At 68.4% G+C, this 14816-nt stretch carries 10 protein-coding genes, 1 tRNA gene and 1 pseudogene; 7 read left to right on the top strand and 5 right to left on the bottom strand.

Features of this window, described 5'->3' with window-relative positions; all coding sequences use genetic code 11:
* The first annotated feature begins 181 nt into the window (after window positions 1–181).
* Both H8F25_RS10605 and H8F25_RS10610 read left to right on the top strand, forming a co-directional pair.
* Window positions 182–1351, top strand: a complete 1170-nt coding sequence (locus H8F25_RS10605; protein ID WP_197210388.1) for a rhomboid family intramembrane serine protease — start codon at window positions 182–184, stop codon at window positions 1349–1351.
* Between the two features lie 291 nt (window positions 1352–1642).
* Complete coding sequence (locus H8F25_RS10610; protein ID WP_197210389.1) at window positions 1643–1780, top strand: hypothetical protein; 138 nt, start codon at window positions 1643–1645, stop codon at window positions 1778–1780.
* A gap of 243 nt (window positions 1781–2023) precedes the next feature.
* On the opposite strand, the gene H8F25_RS10615 is transcribed toward H8F25_RS10610, so the two are convergent.
* Window positions 2024–2320 carry a DUF6679 family protein gene (locus H8F25_RS10615; RefSeq protein ID WP_197210390.1) on the bottom strand — a complete coding sequence of 99 codons (297 nt, stop codon included), beginning with the start codon at window positions 2318–2320 and terminating at the stop codon, window positions 2024–2026.
* A gap of 67 nt (window positions 2321–2387) precedes the next feature.
* On the opposite strand from H8F25_RS10615, the gene H8F25_RS10620 reads away from it, so the two are divergent.
* Window positions 2388–3191: a creatininase family protein gene (locus tag H8F25_RS10620; protein WP_197213729.1), complete on the top strand. Its 804-nt coding sequence runs from the start codon at window positions 2388–2390 to the stop codon at window positions 3189–3191.
* A gap of 204 nt (window positions 3192–3395) precedes the next feature.
* Window positions 3396–3689, top strand: a complete 294-nt coding sequence (gatC, locus tag H8F25_RS10625) for an Asp-tRNA(Asn)/Glu-tRNA(Gln) amidotransferase subunit GatC (protein ID WP_197210391.1) — start codon at window positions 3396–3398, stop codon at window positions 3687–3689.
* 204 nt (window positions 3690–3893) lie between these two features.
* Here the strand turns inward: gatC and crtR are convergent, their stop codons facing one another.
* Both crtR and H8F25_RS10635 read right to left on the bottom strand, forming a co-directional pair.
* Window positions 3894–4886: a beta-carotene hydroxylase gene (gene crtR / locus H8F25_RS10630; RefSeq protein ID WP_231596767.1), complete on the bottom strand. Its 993-nt coding sequence runs from the start codon at window positions 4884–4886 to the stop codon at window positions 3894–3896.
* Between the two features lie 290 nt (window positions 4887–5176).
* Window positions 5177–5258, bottom strand: a tRNA-Leu gene (locus H8F25_RS10635).
* Between the two features lie 101 nt (window positions 5259–5359).
* On the opposite strand from H8F25_RS10635, the pseudogene H8F25_RS10640 reads away from it, so the two are divergent.
* From H8F25_RS10640 to ileS, 3 genes and pseudogenes are all read left to right on the top strand, one after another.
* A pseudogene (locus tag H8F25_RS10640) lies at window positions 5360–6519 on the top strand (IS5 family transposase).
* Between the two features lie 240 nt (window positions 6520–6759).
* Window positions 6760–7605, top strand: coding sequence for a Ycf66 family protein (locus H8F25_RS10645; protein WP_197210393.1), 846 nt, complete (start codon window positions 6760–6762; stop codon window positions 7603–7605).
* A gap of 214 nt (window positions 7606–7819) precedes the next feature.
* Window positions 7820–10741, top strand: a complete 2922-nt coding sequence (gene ileS / locus H8F25_RS10650) for an isoleucine--tRNA ligase (protein WP_231597359.1) — start codon at window positions 7820–7822, stop codon at window positions 10739–10741.
* Window positions 10742–10774: 33 nt separating this feature from the next.
* Here the strand turns inward: ileS and H8F25_RS10655 are convergent, their stop codons facing one another.
* On the bottom strand, window positions 10775–12664 hold the full coding sequence (locus tag H8F25_RS10655) for a bifunctional diguanylate cyclase/phosphodiesterase (RefSeq protein ID WP_197210395.1): 1890 nt from the start codon (window positions 12662–12664) through the stop codon (window positions 10775–10777).
* Between the two features lie 176 nt (window positions 12665–12840).
* The gene (locus H8F25_RS10660; RefSeq protein WP_231596768.1) at window positions 12841–14805 is read right to left on the bottom strand and encodes a cytochrome P450; all 1965 of its coding nucleotides are present in this window, start codon (window positions 14803–14805) and stop codon (window positions 12841–12843) included.
* Window positions 14806–14816: the final 11 nt, after the last annotated feature.

Here is a 14816-nt window from a genome sequence, read left to right on the forward strand (position 1 = left end):
CCCCCCTCTTCAGGGGGGCTTTTGTCTGAGCCGTGAGAGCCGCTGATCAGCTCGGCCAGCGGCCGGAAGACCTGGCCCCTCCGTCCCGTTCCTCCAGCATCAGGGGGCCCAGCCGACGCCGGTGGGGCCAGCGATGGGGCTTCGCGGCCTCCCTTTAGGCTCGTGCGGCACGAGCGGGTCGATGGGGAAGGGGAGGGAGATCGGAGCCCAGCTGCATGCCTGGCTGGCCGGGGGTGACCGTGAACCGCTTCAGGCGCGACGGATCGAGGGTGTGCTGCTCGATGCCCTCGGCAGCGATCCCCGTCTGCGCGGTCCCGTGCGTGATCTGGCGTTGCAGCCCCTGCTGTTGACGCTGCTGCAGGAGACCTCGCCGGTGGCACGCCGCAGCCTGCTCGAAACCCTCGTTCAGGATCTGCAGGCCACCTACGCCCCCGCCGTACTGGGCGAGCTGCTGGATCTGCTTGAAGCGGCCACGGGCCTGCCGGTGGGTCGCCGATCTTCATCCGATGGCGCCACGCCCCTCCGGACGCCGCCAGCGGCGCAGCCGGCAGGAGCGCCACGGCGGCGTCCGCGTCGTGGCTCCACCCAGCCGTGGGGTCAGCGGTTCCGTGACCTGCCTGCGGATCTGCAGCCGATCGCCCCGGGATTGGCCCTCGGCTTCGCCAATGCCCTGGTGTTCCTCTGGCTGGGGGGCGAACTCGGCCGCCTGCTGCCGCGCTCCTGGAGCAGTGGGCTGCTGCTGCTGCTGGTGCTCGCGGTGCTGCAGCTGCTGCTGGTCCGTCCCCTCGCCCGGCTGCGGCGCGACGCCCCGCTCACCCTGGCGGACAGCAGCGATCCCCATCGGGTGTGGCGCTGGATCACCGCTCCCTGGGTGCATCACCGCCAGGGGGAGGCCCTGCTCAATGGGCTGATGCTGTTGATCCTGCTCGGGGATACGCCTCTGCCGCTGGGCCAGCTGCTGCTGCGCTACCTGCTCACGAGCCTGGCGACGATGCTGCCGGCGGTGCTGCTGGCGCGCCGCTGGTTGCGGTATGCCTGCTGGGATGGTGCCACCGGAGCTGTCGCGGCCCTGATCGCCCTGGCCACGGGGGTGAGCCTGCTGCAGTGGCGACCCGTCAGCTTCCCGTTCGGCGTGCTGACGGTGCCGGTCTGGGTGCTGTTTGTGGTGTACGGCGTCATTCAGCTGGCCTGGGTGCTGCCCAGGCAGCATCCCGACGAGATGGCGCCGCCGCGGCGGCGCCTGTTCTGCTCCACCTGGTGGTGGGGCACCTGCTGGGGTCTGCTGTGGGCCCTGCTGACCCGACTGCAGGAGTGGGCGGAACCCCTGCTGCGCGGCACGGCAGCGGGCTGACCACCGCCCGGGAGGCAGCGGTGCAGGTTTGCGCTCCGCCGCCGCCGTTGCGGAGCCTCCAGCTCGCTGCGACACCCGCGTCCGGACGTCGAGCGACAGTCTCTGCCTTGTCTGGGATGGCTGCCGAAGCCCTGCACCTGTTCCGAGCGAGGGGGTGGCTGGCTGCTCGCCTGCCGTGCGTGCCGGTTTGTCGCCATTCAGCGCTCCAAGGCCCGCAGACGCCAGACTGCAGTCGATCCGGCAGGGTGCCGCTCGGCCCGCTGCCGGCTCCCGCTCGCTTCTCTGGACCCGATGGACAGCAACACCTTCACCCTGGGCTCGATCCTGCTGGGGCTCAGTGCCCTGTTCGTGCTGGCCACCCTGTTCTTCGGCACCAAGGGCGGCTACTACGACACTGACGACTACGACGGCAACGGCACGGCCCACTGACGCTCAGACCTCGGCAATCCCTCCATGCCCCTGCAGTGGGGTTTCGACAGCAGCACCTCCAGGGCTGGTCGGCACATGCTCTGAGTGGACCCTTCGCTGGGGTGCCTCAGGTGCGGGAGTGCACTCGCCCTCGGATCCGAAGGGGCATCTGACAGGCACCTGACCGCGGGGCGCCGAGACCCGGAACCGCGACGTTGGCGTGCCCTGGACGCCGGCCGGGATGGCGGACCCTGAGGCCGGGCCTCAGGGGCTGCCCAGCCGCTCGGCCTCCGGGCAGTCGCCGGTGGTGGCGATGTCCTCGCTGGCTGCGCTGCGGTTCACGCTGGCGAGGCGGGTGCTCACGGCCCCGATCGACTCGAGCCGCACGCTCAGCTCCCAGCTGGAGCGCTCCTCGTCGTCGTCGTCCTCATGGCGCAGGGTGACGAGATCGCCGAGGATCTCGACGATCAGCGCGTCTTCGATCCAGCACTGCTGGTCGCGCAGATAGATCCAGACCGGACGCTGCTCCTGAAGGAAGCGATCAAGCTTGCGCTGCAGCATCGGAACGCCGCGAATAGGGTCGATCCTACGCAGAATCCCAGGCCCAGCCGTGTCCGCGATGACCGAAATGCCCTCCACCGCTCGTTCTGAGGCTGGTCTGCCCGGCCCTGTCGCCGACCTGGCGGCGATTCGGCTGCAGCTGCGCAGCTGGCCCGAGGTGGAGGCCTACCTCGAGCGCTGTCGCGGCGTGATCGTGCCGCTGGGTTCCACCGAGCAGCACGGCCCCACCGGCGCCATCGGCACCGACGCCCTCACCGCCGAGGCGGTGGCCCTGGAGGTGGGGCGCCGCACCGGTGTGCTGGTGACCCCCGCCCAGAACTTCGGCATGGCTGAACACCACCTGGGTTTTGCAGGCACGGTCAGCCTGCAGCCCTCCACCCTGCTGGCGGTGCTGCATGACGTGGTGCTGTCGCTGGCGCGTCACGGCTTCGAGCGGATCTTCGTGATCAACGGCCACGGCGGCAACATCGCCACCGCCCGCGCTGCCTTCGCCCAGGCCCATGGCACCGCTGCCGCCCGCGGGCTGCCGGTGGCCGAGCGGCTGCGCTGTCAGCTGGCCAACTGGTTCATGGCCGGCCCGGTCATGCAGGAGGCCCGCAGCCTGTACGGCGACCGGGAGGGCCACCACGCCACCCCCAGCGAGATCGCCCTGACCCTGCACCTCGAGCCCACCCTGCTGGCCAAGCACCGACCCCTGGACGAGCCTGCGCCGGCCGGGCCAATCCACGGCCCCGACGATTTCCGCCGCCGCCATCCGGATGGCCGCATGGGCTCCGATCCCTTCCTGGCGCAGCCCGATCATGGCGAGCGCTTCCTCGATCTGGCCGCCACGGCGCTGGCGACCGATCTGGAGCGCTTCCTGGCGGAATGAGGTGCTGAGGAGGTGGGCCGGCCGGGGTGACCGGTGTTCCGTTCACCCTGGACGACGCCTGCGGATGGCGCCTGAAGGACTTGCCTGAGCCATGGGAGAGATGTCCCGGGCCCTGTCCCTGGGTCTGCCGGGCGGAGGGCCCTGCCCATGGCGCCCAGCCGCCGTCGCCGGACCGTAGTCTCGCCTCAGTGCAAGCCGATCCTGATGACACGCATCACCGCCGACGATGTGCGCAAGGTGGCGCAGCTGGCGCGGTTGGACCTGCCGGAGGAGCGGATCGCCACCTACACCGGCCAGCTGGAGCGGATCCTCGACTATGTGGCCCATCTGCAGCAGGTGGACACCGAGGGTGTGCCGCCCACGACCCGTGCCGTGGAAGTGGTGAATGTCACCCGAGAGGATCGGGTGGAGCCCACACCGGTGCGAGAGGAACTGCTGGATCTTGCTCCCCAGCGCGAGGGAGATTTCTTCCGGGTGCCGAAGATCCTCGGCGATTGAGCTGCGCTGCCCGGTGGCGCACAGGCCTGGAAAAGATGACAGGGAGCACCCGGCGTTGTCTGTGGCGGCCCTTCGCGATCCCGGCTTCCGGTCGTGATGGGCTGCTGTCAGGCCGCTGCCAGAAGCGCCATGGGCCCGGACTCCAGGTGAGAGCGCATGCGTGCCGAAGCCTGAGGCTTGGTCACAGCACGCGCTCGGGATGGGTCAGCGGGCCGGTGGAGACACGGCGGTGCGATGCAGCACCTCCAGAACCCGGCGGCGGGCATGGCGGGTAGGCATCAGACCGGCGAGCGGGCGCAGGCGACTGCGACGGCGCTTGTGGCTGCGGACCCCGAGAAAGATGTCGTAGAGGAAATTGAACAGATCGACGCGGCTCTCGAACATGCCGAGCCGCTGAGGTGATCCCTTGGCGTCGAGGATGTGACGGGTGGCCTCATAGGTGGGCTTGTACTCAAACCAGGGAATCGAGGGCCAGAGGTGATGAATCAGATGATAGTTCTGGCCCATGATCAACCAGTTCATCAGACGCCCTGGATAGACGCGCGCGTTATGCCAGCGGTTGCGCGACTGGAACGGCCGGTGCGGCAGATAATCGAAGAACAGGCCCAGGGTGACGCCAACCATCAGGGCCGGGGCGAACCAGCAGTTGAAGATGAAGGGGAGGAAATCGAACTTGATTGCTGCCAGCACGATTGCCACGAAGATGCCGCGGGCGATGCCCCACTCCAGCAGCTCGTAGCGACGCCACAGACGACGGCGGAAGAAAAAGATTTCATGATAGAAGAAGCGCGGCGCGATCAGCCAGAGCGGCCCGAAGGTGCTGACGATGTGATCGGGATCGTTCTTGGGATCATTCACATGGGCGTGGTGCTGCAGATGCACCCGTGTGAACACCGGAAAGCTGAAGCCCAGCAGCATCGCTGCGCCATGCCCCATGAAGGCATTCCAGAAGCGGCTGGGGTGGGCGGCGTTGTGGCAGGCGTCATGGATGACGGTGCCTTCCAGATGGAGTGCGAGGAAGCCGAGGATCAGCAGCACCGGCAGCGGCCACTGCCCCACGAACCAGCCCCAGATGGTCAGTGCCGCCAGCAGATAACCACCGACAAACAACCCCACAGTGGGATTGATCGGATCCGGTGGGTCCAGATACTCGCGCGGCACGCTCTGGATCGAGGCGGCCGGGCGGGGAGCGGCCATCGCTGGGGAGTGAATCTGCGCTGTCGTCATCACCCGCCAGGCCAGCCGGAGCTCCATTGGACTGGCCAGACTACGAAGCCAGCACCCGTGAACGGTGGAGGTGGTGCTCTTCGCTCACCGGAATGCCCGGCCGCCGGCGTCGGCTGAGCCTTCGGCCGGGGTGCGGCGCCGGGCCAGCCACCCTCCGGTCGCTGCAGCGCGCCAAGGGCGGACATGCCGCCACGGCAGCGCACTCCTCTGCGCCGTGGCAGCGCTGTGGGTGCGCCATGGCGTTCGTGATGCCTAGCCGATGCCCATCGGGGGACTTGAACCCCCACAGCCGCAGCCACTGGAACCTAAACCCAGCGCGTCTACCGATTCCGCCAGATGGGCATGGAGCCGTGCGATCACCCGCCGGCTGCGCCTGCCGACTTTAGGAGTTCGCTGAAAAACCCGCCCATCCCTGCGAAAATGGGGCAACCGCCCACCCTGTGATGCGAGGTCGACAGGAGCGCACCGGCTCGCTGTTCTCCTACGTCTCGGTCGAGGATCGGATTCCGGCCAGTCATCCGCTGCGGCGGATCCGCAAGCTGGCCGATCAGGCCCTTGATCGACTCAATCCCACCTTCTGCGCGCTGTACGCCTCAGAAGGCCGGCCATCGGTGCCGCCCGAGCAGCTGCTTCTGGCCTCGTTGCTGCAGGCGTTCTATGGCATCCGCTCGGAGCGTCTTTTGCTGGAGCAGCTCCACTACAACCTGCTCTTTCGCTGCTACGGCTTCGCCGGGCCTGCGGCTACGTGGGTCTCAGCCCGGATGATCCGATCTGGCATCCGACAACGTTCACCAAGAACCGCGAGCGGCTGCTCAACGAGGAGGTGATGGGGCGCTTCCTGGAGAAGTTGATGGGTGCGCCGGAGGTCAGGCCGCTGCTCAGCGATGAGCACTTCTCGGTGGATGGCACCCTGCTGCAGGCCTGGGCGTCCCATGCCTCGCTGGAGCGAATTGATGGGCAGGACGATCCGCCGCCGCCGCCATCGGGCCCTGGCGAGGGCTTTGGTGCTCCAAAGCCCGGCAGGAAGCGCGCGAAAGGGGATTTCCGCGGCATCAAGCTCAGCAACAAGACCCATCGCTCCGGCGTCGATCCGGATGCCTTGCTGTGCCGCAAATCCAAGGCCCATCCGGCGTTGCCCAGCTACCGGGGGCACGTGCTCATGGACAACCGCCATGCCCTGATCGTCGACTGTCGCGTCACGCAAGCGACGGGCACCGGAGAGCGGGATGCCGCCAAGGTGATGGCGGCAGATCGTCCCGGTGCCCACCAGAAAACGATCGGTGCCGACAAGAACTACGACACCAGGGGCTTTGTCGCAGAGATGCGCCGCATCGGAGTCACACCTCACGTGGCTCAGAACACTGCTCGCTCTGGTGGTTCCGCCATTGATGGCCGCACCACTCGCCATGAGGGCTACGGCAAGTCGATCAATGCCCGCCGCGGCATCGAGAAGGTGTTTGGCTGGATCAAGCAGTGGGGCGGTCTGCGTCAGTTCAAGCTGCGCGGCACCGAAAAGGTGGGTGCAGTGTTTGGCCTGCACGTGATCGCCTACAACCTGATCCGGCTGGGCAACCTGCTCAAACCGGCGATGGCGGCGGCATGAACAGGTGGTTGCCCAGAGGTGTGCCAACGAGGCGGCTTCCAGGAAGCCCCAACGGGGCAAAACGCCTGAAATCTGGCGTTCTGAACCGCTGAATCAACGAATCCAGCCCGAACAGCGCGTAATCAGATCACGCGAGGGAGGAACGCGGCGTTTCTGACGGTTTTTCCGCAAACTCTTAGGGGGGATCGGGCTGCTGGCAGGTGCGCTGCTCCGCAGAATGGGGCCTTCTGCGGCCTCGCCATGCTCGCCACCCTTGCGGGTTTCCTGGCCCTGGTGCTGGGGTTGTCCCTGCTGCTGCTTCCCCTGCTCGTCACCGAGCTGAGCCGTCCCCGCGACTCCGCCTGGGGTGCGGTGGTGCTGTTGCTGGGTCTGGTGCTGGTGACCAGCGCCGAGAGGCTCACAGGAGCGCCGATGCTGGCCGTGCTCTGCGGCGGGCTTCTGGTGGGCCGTCTGGGGGGTGAGGTGGCCCAGGGCCGCTGGCGTGCCCTCAGCGACGAGGAGCGGTTGGCCCTGGGCTCCAGCGAGCGTTGGAGTCGCAGTTTCAACCAGCTGGCCGCCGTGGTGGCGAGTCTGGTGCAGTCATCGGTCTCTCGGGCGGCCGTCGTCTCCGCCTGGGTGGCGGAGCGACGCCAGAGCCGCTCCCATGGCAAGCGCTGGGTGCGTTCTGAGCCCCCGGGGCAACCCGCCCCCGCAGCGCCAGTGACTGCTTCCGACGGGGAGTCCAGCGAGGAGGCCCCGTCAGGCTCCGCGGCACCGGCGGTGGCCGGAGCGGAGGGCGATGAGCCGATGCCGCCTCCTCCCGGAACCGACTCCGTGCCTGCGATTCCCGCTACGGCCGCGTCGACGGCCACCGACGAGCCGAGCGGCGCCTCCGAGGCGATCACCCCCACATCGGGTGGAGAGCGGATCTCCCAGAACCGGACCGCAGCCACCCCCCGGGCGGATCCAGGCATTCGGATCGTCGCCGATTTCGGCGGCATCGACGCCCTGCTCGCTGCCGCTCCCCAGGCGGAGGACCCGCCGCCGGCAGCCGGTGCACCGGTGGAGCCGTCTGCCCCGGCCTCGATCTCTGAGCAGGACGCCTGATCCTCCCGTGGCGGCATCCGCGCCATGGACGGCGCGGATGCCGCTCACCCAGGCGTGCGGCCCAGGGGGGCGGGGCGAAGCGGGATAATCTCAGGCTGCAGCCTCGTGAGGCGCCGTGACCGCCAGAAACGCCTCAGATCGTTCCTCCTCTCCCCAGGCTGCTGGCGGCTCGGCCTACAAGCACACCCTCAACCTGCTCCAGACCCCCTTCGCGATGCGGGCCAATGCTCGCCAACGTGAACCTGAACTGCAGTCCTTCTGGGCCGGCCAGCGTCTCTACGAGCGTCTCAGCCGTGAGAACCGTGCCCCCGATGGACAGCCCGGCGAGCCTTTCACGCTCCACGACGGGCCGCCCTACGCCAACGGGGCCCTGCATGTGGGCCACGCACTCAACAAGATTCTCAAGGACGTCATCAACAAGCACGCGCTGATGCGCGGCCGGCGGGCGCGTTTCGTGCCCGGCTGGGACTGCCACGGCCTGCCGATCGAGCTGAAGGTGCTGCAGGGGCTCAGTCAGGACGAGCGTCGTTCGCTCACCCCGCTGGATCTGCGTCGCCGCGCCCATGCCTACGCGCTCGAACAGGTGGAGCTGCAGCGCCGGGGGTTCCGCCGCTGGGGCATCTGGGCCGACTGGGACGCCCCCTATCTCACCCTCAACAAGGACTACGAGGCGGCCCAGATCGGCGTCTTCGGTCGCATGGTTCTGGCCGGACACATCTACCGGGGCCTCAAGCCCGTGCACTGGAGCCCCAGCTCGCGCACGGCTCTGGCTGAGGCCGAGCTGGAGTATCCCGAGGGCCACACCTCTCCGAGCGTGTACGTCGCCTTCCCTGTGGTGGAGCTGCCTGATGGCCTGGCGGCCCGGCTGGAGGCCGTGGGCATCAGCGGCCCCATCGCCGGCCGACGCGAGCAGCTGTTCGTGGCGATCTGGACCACCACCCCCTGGACCCTGCCCGCCAATCTGGCGGTGTCGGTGAACGGGGCACTCGATTACTGCATCTGCCTCGATGGCAGCAGTGCCGGCAGTTCCCCGCGCTACCTGGTCGTGGCCCAGGAGCTGGTCGAGACGCTGCAGGCGAAGCTGGAGCGGCCGTTGCAGCCGCTGCTCACCCTCAGGGGTGCCGAGCTGGAGGGCCTCAGCTACCGCCATCCGCTGCTGGAGCGCACCAGCCCGGTGGTGATCGGCGGCGACTACATCACCACCGAATCGGGCACGGGTCTGGTGCATACGGCTCCGGGCCATGGCGTCGATGACTTCAACACCGGTCGCCAATACGGCCTGCCGGTGCTCTGCCCGGTGGATGAAGCCGGCAATCTCACCGATGAGGCCGGCCCTTTTGCGGGCCTCAACGTGCTCAAGGATGCCAATGCGGTGATCATCACCGCCCTGCGTGATGCCGGCGCGCTGCTGGCTCAGGAGAGTTACGCACACCGTTATCCCTACGACTGGCGCACCAAGAAACCCACCATCTTCCGCGCCACCGAGCAGTGGTTCGCCTCGGTGGAGGGCTTCCGTCAGCAGGCCCTCGAGGCGATCGACCGGGTGACCTGGCTGCCGGAGAGCGGCCGCAACCGCATCGAGGCGATGGTGCGCGACCGCGGCGACTGGTGCATTTCACGCCAGCGCACCTGGGGGGTGCCGATCCCTGTCTTTTATCACCGCGAGACCGGTGAAGTGCTGCTGAACGAGGGAAGCCTGGCCCATATCCAGGCCCTGATCGCTGAGCACGGCTCCGATGTCTGGTGGGAGAAGGAGGAGGCCGAGCTGCTGCCGCCCTCCCACACCGACGAGGCCCATCTCTGGCGCAAGGGCACCGACACGATGGATGTCTGGTTCGACTCGGGATCCTCCTGGGCCGGGGTGCTTGGTGGCCTCGACGGCGCGACCGGTTCCGGGGATGGGACGACGCCACTGTGCTATCCCGCCGATCTCTACCTCGAAGGCAGCGATCAGCACCGCGGCTGGTTCCAGAGCAGCCTGTTGACTTCGGTGGCCGTGAACGGCACCGCGCCCTACCGAACCGTGCTCACCCACGGCTTCACCCTCGATGAGAAGGGGCGAAAGATGAGTAAATCACTCGGCAATGTGGTCGATCCGGCCGTGCTGGTGGAGGGTGGAAAGAACGAAAAGCAGGAGCCGGCCTACGGCGCGGATGTGCTGCGCTTATGGGTGAGCTCGGTGGATTATTCCGCCGATGTTCCGCTCGGCCCTGGCATTGTCAAACAGCTGGCGGACGTGTATCGCAAGGTGCGCAACACAGCCCGCTATCTGCTCGGCAACCTGCATGACTTTGATCCCTCCCGCGATGCGGTGCCCGTGGCCGAGCTGCCGCTGCTGGATCGCTGGATGCTGCAGCGCACGGCCTCACTGATTGATGAAGTGACCGCCGATTTCGAGCGTTTCGAGTTCTACCGCTTCTTCCAGGCGCTGCAGAACTTCTGCGTGGTGGATCTGTCGAACTTCTATCTCGACATCGCCAAGGACCGCCTCTATGTCAGTGGCCCCAGCGACTTCCGCCGTCGCAGCTGCCAGACGGTGCTGGCCCTGGTGGTGGAGCGTCTGGCCGGGCTGATTGCGCCGGTGCTGTGCCATATGGCCGAGGACATCTGGCAGAACCTGCCTTACCCCGTGGCCGAGGCTTCGGTGTTCGAGCGAGGCTGGCCCACAGCGTCGCAGGAGTGGCGGCAGGCGATCAGTGACGAGGAGAGCGCTGCCCTGCATCAGGTGCGTGATGATCTACGGCCGCTGGTGAACCGGCTTCTGGAGAGCGGTCGCGCGGCGGGGAGTCTGGGGGCTTCCCTGGAGGCCCGGGTGCAGCTGGAGTCTGTTGCCGAGGGGGCCGAGGCAGCGATCTCCCTGGATCAGCTGCAGCGGGTCCTCGCCGCCAGCGCCCATCCCGAGGTCGACAATCTGGCGGACTGGCTGCTGGTGTCGGAGTTGCACATCGGTGGCGAGGCTCCGGCCGCGCCCCTGGCCGAAGCCAGCGAGGCCGGCTTCACCGTGCGGGTGGCCAGGGCTGACGGCGAGAAGTGCGAGCGCTGCTGGCATTACGAGAGCGATGTGGCCGATCACCGGCTGGCCAGCGGTGAGGGGGGGCGGATCTGCGGGCGCTGCCGGGGGATCCTGACGGGCTGAGGCCCGAGGGGCCGGGGCCCACCGCTGCCGTCGTCAGGACTGCGCCGATGCCGCCTCCTGGCCCTGGCGGCGCAGGTGGGAGGGATCCCGCAGCAGCTCCGTGTAGGCGTCGTGCTCGAGGGGACGGCTGAACAGGTAGCCCTGGAAACGGCGATAGCCCATGTCCACCAGCTGCTCCGCCTGCCAGCTTTCCTCCACCCCCTCCACCAGGGCCGTGGCGCCGATCGAATCGGCCAGGGCCAGGCTGGCGCGCAGGATCGCCACCGAGGCCTCGGATGTATCCATCTCGCGCACGAAGCTCTGATCGAGCTTGAGGGTGTGGATTGGGAGGCGCAGCAAGGCACTGAGGCTGGCGAAGCCGGTGCCGAAGTCGTCGATCTCCAGAACCACGCCCGCACTGTGGATGGCTGTGAGCTGGCGGATGCCGTTCTCCTCGAGCGCTCCGGATTCGGTGATCTCCACATGCAGCGCCGCTGGATCGAGCCGATGCCTGGTGAGGCAGTTCAGCAGGTGTTCGGCCACGCTGATGCGGCTGTTGGTGAGCTGGACTGCGGAGATGTTGATTCCCATCGGCGGCGGATTCAGCCCTTCTGCCCGCCAGTGGGCCTGCAGGCGACAGGCCTCCTCGATCACCCAGGCGCCGATGCCATGGATCTGGCCGGTCTCCTCGGCGAGGGGGATGAAGCGCCCCGGGCTGACCATGCCCAGCTGGGGGCTCTGCCAGCGCAGCAGCGCCTCGCAGCCGAGCAGCGCCCCGTCGGCCCCCACCTGGGGCTGGAACACCAGCCGCAGTTCGTTGCGGGAGAGCACCTGCTGCAGCTCCTGTTCCAGGCTCATCACCTCGCGGGCGGACTCGGTGAGCGCCTCGCTGTAGACCACCAGGGCATCGGGTGCGTGGCGGGCGGCCTGGTCGAGGGCGGCGGCGGCATAGCCCAGCAGGGTCTCGGCCTCCTGGCCGTGGTGCGGGTAGCTGCAGATGCCGGCCCGGAAGCTGAGCCCCCGCTGCAGATCGGTGTGGGACTGCATGCGGTGGGGGAGCACCTGCTGCAGGTGCTGGGCCGCCGAGAGGGCCGCGTCGCTGTCGCGACCGGGCAGGACGATCAGGAATTCGTCGGAGTTGGGCCGGGTCAGCAGGTCGCCGTCCTGGATCCACTCCCGCAGGATCCGGGCCGCGGAGATGAGCACCTCATCACCCTTGCTGCGCCCCAGCAGTGAATTGAGGCGGCCGAAGCCGGCCAGATCCAGCCAGATGATCGCGAAGGGATCGGGGTTCCTGGCGACCTGAGGATCGCTGCTGGGCGGCGCATCACCAGCGGTGTCCGCCGGATCGGGAGGCGCCATCGCCCTGGCCTCGCCGCCGGGGTGGATCAGTCGTTGCAGGCTGCGTAGCGTCGCCGCCATGTTGCCGAGACCGGTGAGGCGGTCCTCAAAGGCGACCCGCTCCAGCTTGTGACGTGCCTCCTCCTGTTCCTCGACGTTGATCATCAGGCCTTCGCAGATGCGCAGGTCTCCCTCCATGCGCACGCTCATGCGCACCTCGTACCAGCACCACTGGCCGGTTTCGGAGACGCCGCGGAAGCGATTGCTGGTGATATCGGAGTTGTGGTTCTCGCTGCCGAGAAGGATGCGGGCGACGCCGCTCATGTGCTCGCGATCCTCCGGATGCACCTTCGAGAGGAAGACCTGCAGCAGGGTGAGCGCCGAGCCCTCCTGCGCCACCCAGGTGGGGGTGAAATGGCAATGGATGTAGGCGGGGGAGAGGAAGTAGGCCTGCATCGCCTCTCCCTCGGGGGCGATCGGGATGCGGAAGAACTCCACCCCGGCACGTCGCAGGAGCTCCACCACATCGGCGCGGAGCGGCAGGCGATCGGCTGGATCGTGTGGCAGAAGGCGGGCCAGGTTGACGTCGGGCTGTTCGGGCATGACGACGCCTTGCAAGCTGCCAGGTTCTTCCCGTGTTGAGCGGGAGTGCTCTCGCCCGGAGCGGCAAGTTCTCCCGGCACGGCCCAGGGTATCGGATCTCTTCTGAGGTCAAGGGCTTGCAGCGTCAGATGCGCACATGGCGATGGTCTGCTTACCGTTCCGTGGTGCCGGTCCTGTCAGGGTTGCGTCCGCTCGCGCCCAATCGGCAGCAGCAGGAGCTCGAAATGGCGCACGGTGATCCCGGGCTTGTGCATCCTGCCGGCGCTTCCCTCGGCGCGCCTGAGCCGGCCCCGGCGCAGCAGCGGCGCCAGGATCGCCGGAATCACGGCCATGTTGATGTAGGCGCCGGCGCAGCTGTGCTGGCCATGGCCCCAGTGCAGATAGGCGCCCGCCGGACGATCGGTTCGGAAAGCCCAGGGGGCGCTCACCAGGGCCGGATCGAACATCGCCGAGGCGTTCCAGGCCATGACCAGCGTGCCCCGGGGGATGGCGCGACGGCGTGACCCCTCCCCCACCCAGCTGTCCCGGCATGTCCAGCGATAGATGACCGGATCGCCGGGGGAAAAGCGCAGCGCCTCCATCACACAGGCCCGCAGCCGGACATGGGTCTGGTCGGGATCGGGGTCCCGGGCGGCGGCCTGGGCCAGGGCCAGGGCCCGGGGACGCTCCAGCAGTACATCCATCACCTGGCAGGTGGCGTTGATCAGTGGCGTCATCGCCCCCACCAGGAACCCGGTGAGATTGATCCGCAGGGTCTCGTCGTCCATGCCGGGGGTGCCGGAGCGCTGCAGGCGCAGGCAGCGGCTGAGCACGTCATCCGCCTCGCGGGCGGCGGGGTCGTTCTCCATCGCCTGCCTGCGAGATCGGATCAGCCGTTGCAGGGCAGTGCGCACCCGCGGAGCGGCATGCAGCGCGCGGGGGCGGCTGCTCTCGCCTTTGAGGTCATAGAAGAGGTAGTCGAAGACATCCTCCAGCCAGAGGTGCTGCACATCCACCTCGTCCTCGCCCGGGTCGGAGCCGGGTGCAGGATCCGATCCGGAGCGGCCGCCGCAGCGCAGCGGCAACGGGATGCCGAAGTAGGCCCCCACCAGCGCCTCCAGGGCCGGCACGACCAGCTGGACCGGTAGATCGAGGCGCAGTGGGCCGCTCTGGCCCTGGCTGCTGATCAGTCGCTGCAGGGTCGATTCGGCCGCCCGTTCGCTCAGCTGCCGGCACAGGGCCGCATCCTCACGCCGGAAGGCCAGCCGCATGTTGGAGATGTCGCGCCAGTAGCGCGGTGTGTCCTGCATGCCCAGCAGGAAATTGCCCTCCTCGCTCGGGTCGCCGGGCACCTCTTCGCCACCGGGAGGATCCAGGGGCTGGCTCACCTCCTGCATGCGGGGGCCGTAGATCACCTCGAAGGTCTCGGGCCGCTCCAGCACATCGCGCACATCGGCGTTGCGGGTGAGCCAGAGCATCCCCCGGATCGGGAAGCCGGGATAGCTGTCCGCGTGCACGAACCGGCGCCACAGGGCACCGGGTAGCCAGAGGCGCGGCTGCACCAGGCGCAGCACCGACAGCCCCAGATAGAGAGTCACATGGCGCTCCCAGGCCCAGCGCAGCCGCGGTAGCAGCGCGGCGCTGGAGCGGAGGCGGCGCTGCTCCTTCTCCTCGGTTGCCGGATCCGGGCGCAGGAGTCGCTGGGGCCCCAGGCTGGCCACCCAGTCCAGCGGCAGGGCGATCAGATCCAGCAGCACCTGCCGGAGGCTCCGGCCCAGTGGTGAGTCCTCCTCATCCACAGGACGCCAGCGTTGATGGCGGGCGCGGCGCAGGGTCGGATCGACCCACAGGAGCTCACGCACCAGAGCCAGCAACAGGCGCCAGAGGCGGCTGGCCAGCTCCCGCAGTCGCGCAAGCTGCTGTCCGGTCCGGGGAATCAGCCCCGGCAGCTGCATCGCCAGCACCAGCACCCCGAACCACAACAGCCAGACCGGCAGGGGGGGCGGGCCGTTGCGCTGCATCGCGGCGAGCAGGCCTTGCCCCAGGGCGAGGGCCCAGGATCCGAGGGCCTGCAGCCAGCTCAGGAGGGCCTGCGGCCCGTGCGGCGCGGAAGCGAACCATGCCGGCAGCAGCGAAGCGGGAAGGGGGAGCGGCATGGCCATGGATGGGGCGG

Origin of the sequence: Synechococcus sp. CBW1004 (genome assembly GCF_015840715.1) — a bacterium.
GTDB lineage: Bacteria > Cyanobacteriota > Cyanobacteriia > PCC-6307 > Cyanobiaceae > Cyanobium.

Bases quoted from the DNA above. Each gene is read 5' to 3' on its own strand.
- H8F25_RS10605 (WP_197210388.1), top strand. From the start codon at position 182: ATGGGGAAGGGGAGGGAGATCGGAGCCCAGCTGCATGCCTGGCTGGCC.
- H8F25_RS10610 (WP_197210389.1), top strand. From the start codon at position 1,643: ATGGACAGCAACACCTTCACCCTGGGCTCGATCCTGCTGGGGCTCAGT.
- H8F25_RS10615 (WP_197210390.1), bottom strand. From the start codon at position 2,320: ATGCTGCAGCGCAAGCTTGATCGCTTCCTTCAGGAGCAGCGTCCGGTC.
- H8F25_RS10620 (WP_197213729.1), top strand. From the start codon at position 2,388: ATGCCCTCCACCGCTCGTTCTGAGGCTGGTCTGCCCGGCCCTGTCGCC.
- gatC (WP_197210391.1), top strand. From the start codon at position 3,396: ATGACACGCATCACCGCCGACGATGTGCGCAAGGTGGCGCAGCTGGCG.
- crtR (WP_231596767.1), bottom strand. From the start codon at position 4,886: ATGGCCGCTCCCCGCCCGGCCGCCTCGATCCAGAGCGTGCCGCGCGAG.
- H8F25_RS10645 (WP_197210393.1), top strand. From the start codon at position 6,760: ATGCTCGCCACCCTTGCGGGTTTCCTGGCCCTGGTGCTGGGGTTGTCC.
- ileS (WP_231597359.1), top strand. From the start codon at position 7,820: ATGCGGGCCAATGCTCGCCAACGTGAACCTGAACTGCAGTCCTTCTGG.
- H8F25_RS10655 (WP_197210395.1), bottom strand. From the start codon at position 12,664: ATGCCCGAACAGCCCGACGTCAACCTGGCCCGCCTTCTGCCACACGAT.
- H8F25_RS10660 (WP_231596768.1), bottom strand. From the start codon at position 14,805: ATGGCCATGCCGCTCCCCCTTCCCGCTTCGCTGCTGCCGGCATGGTTC.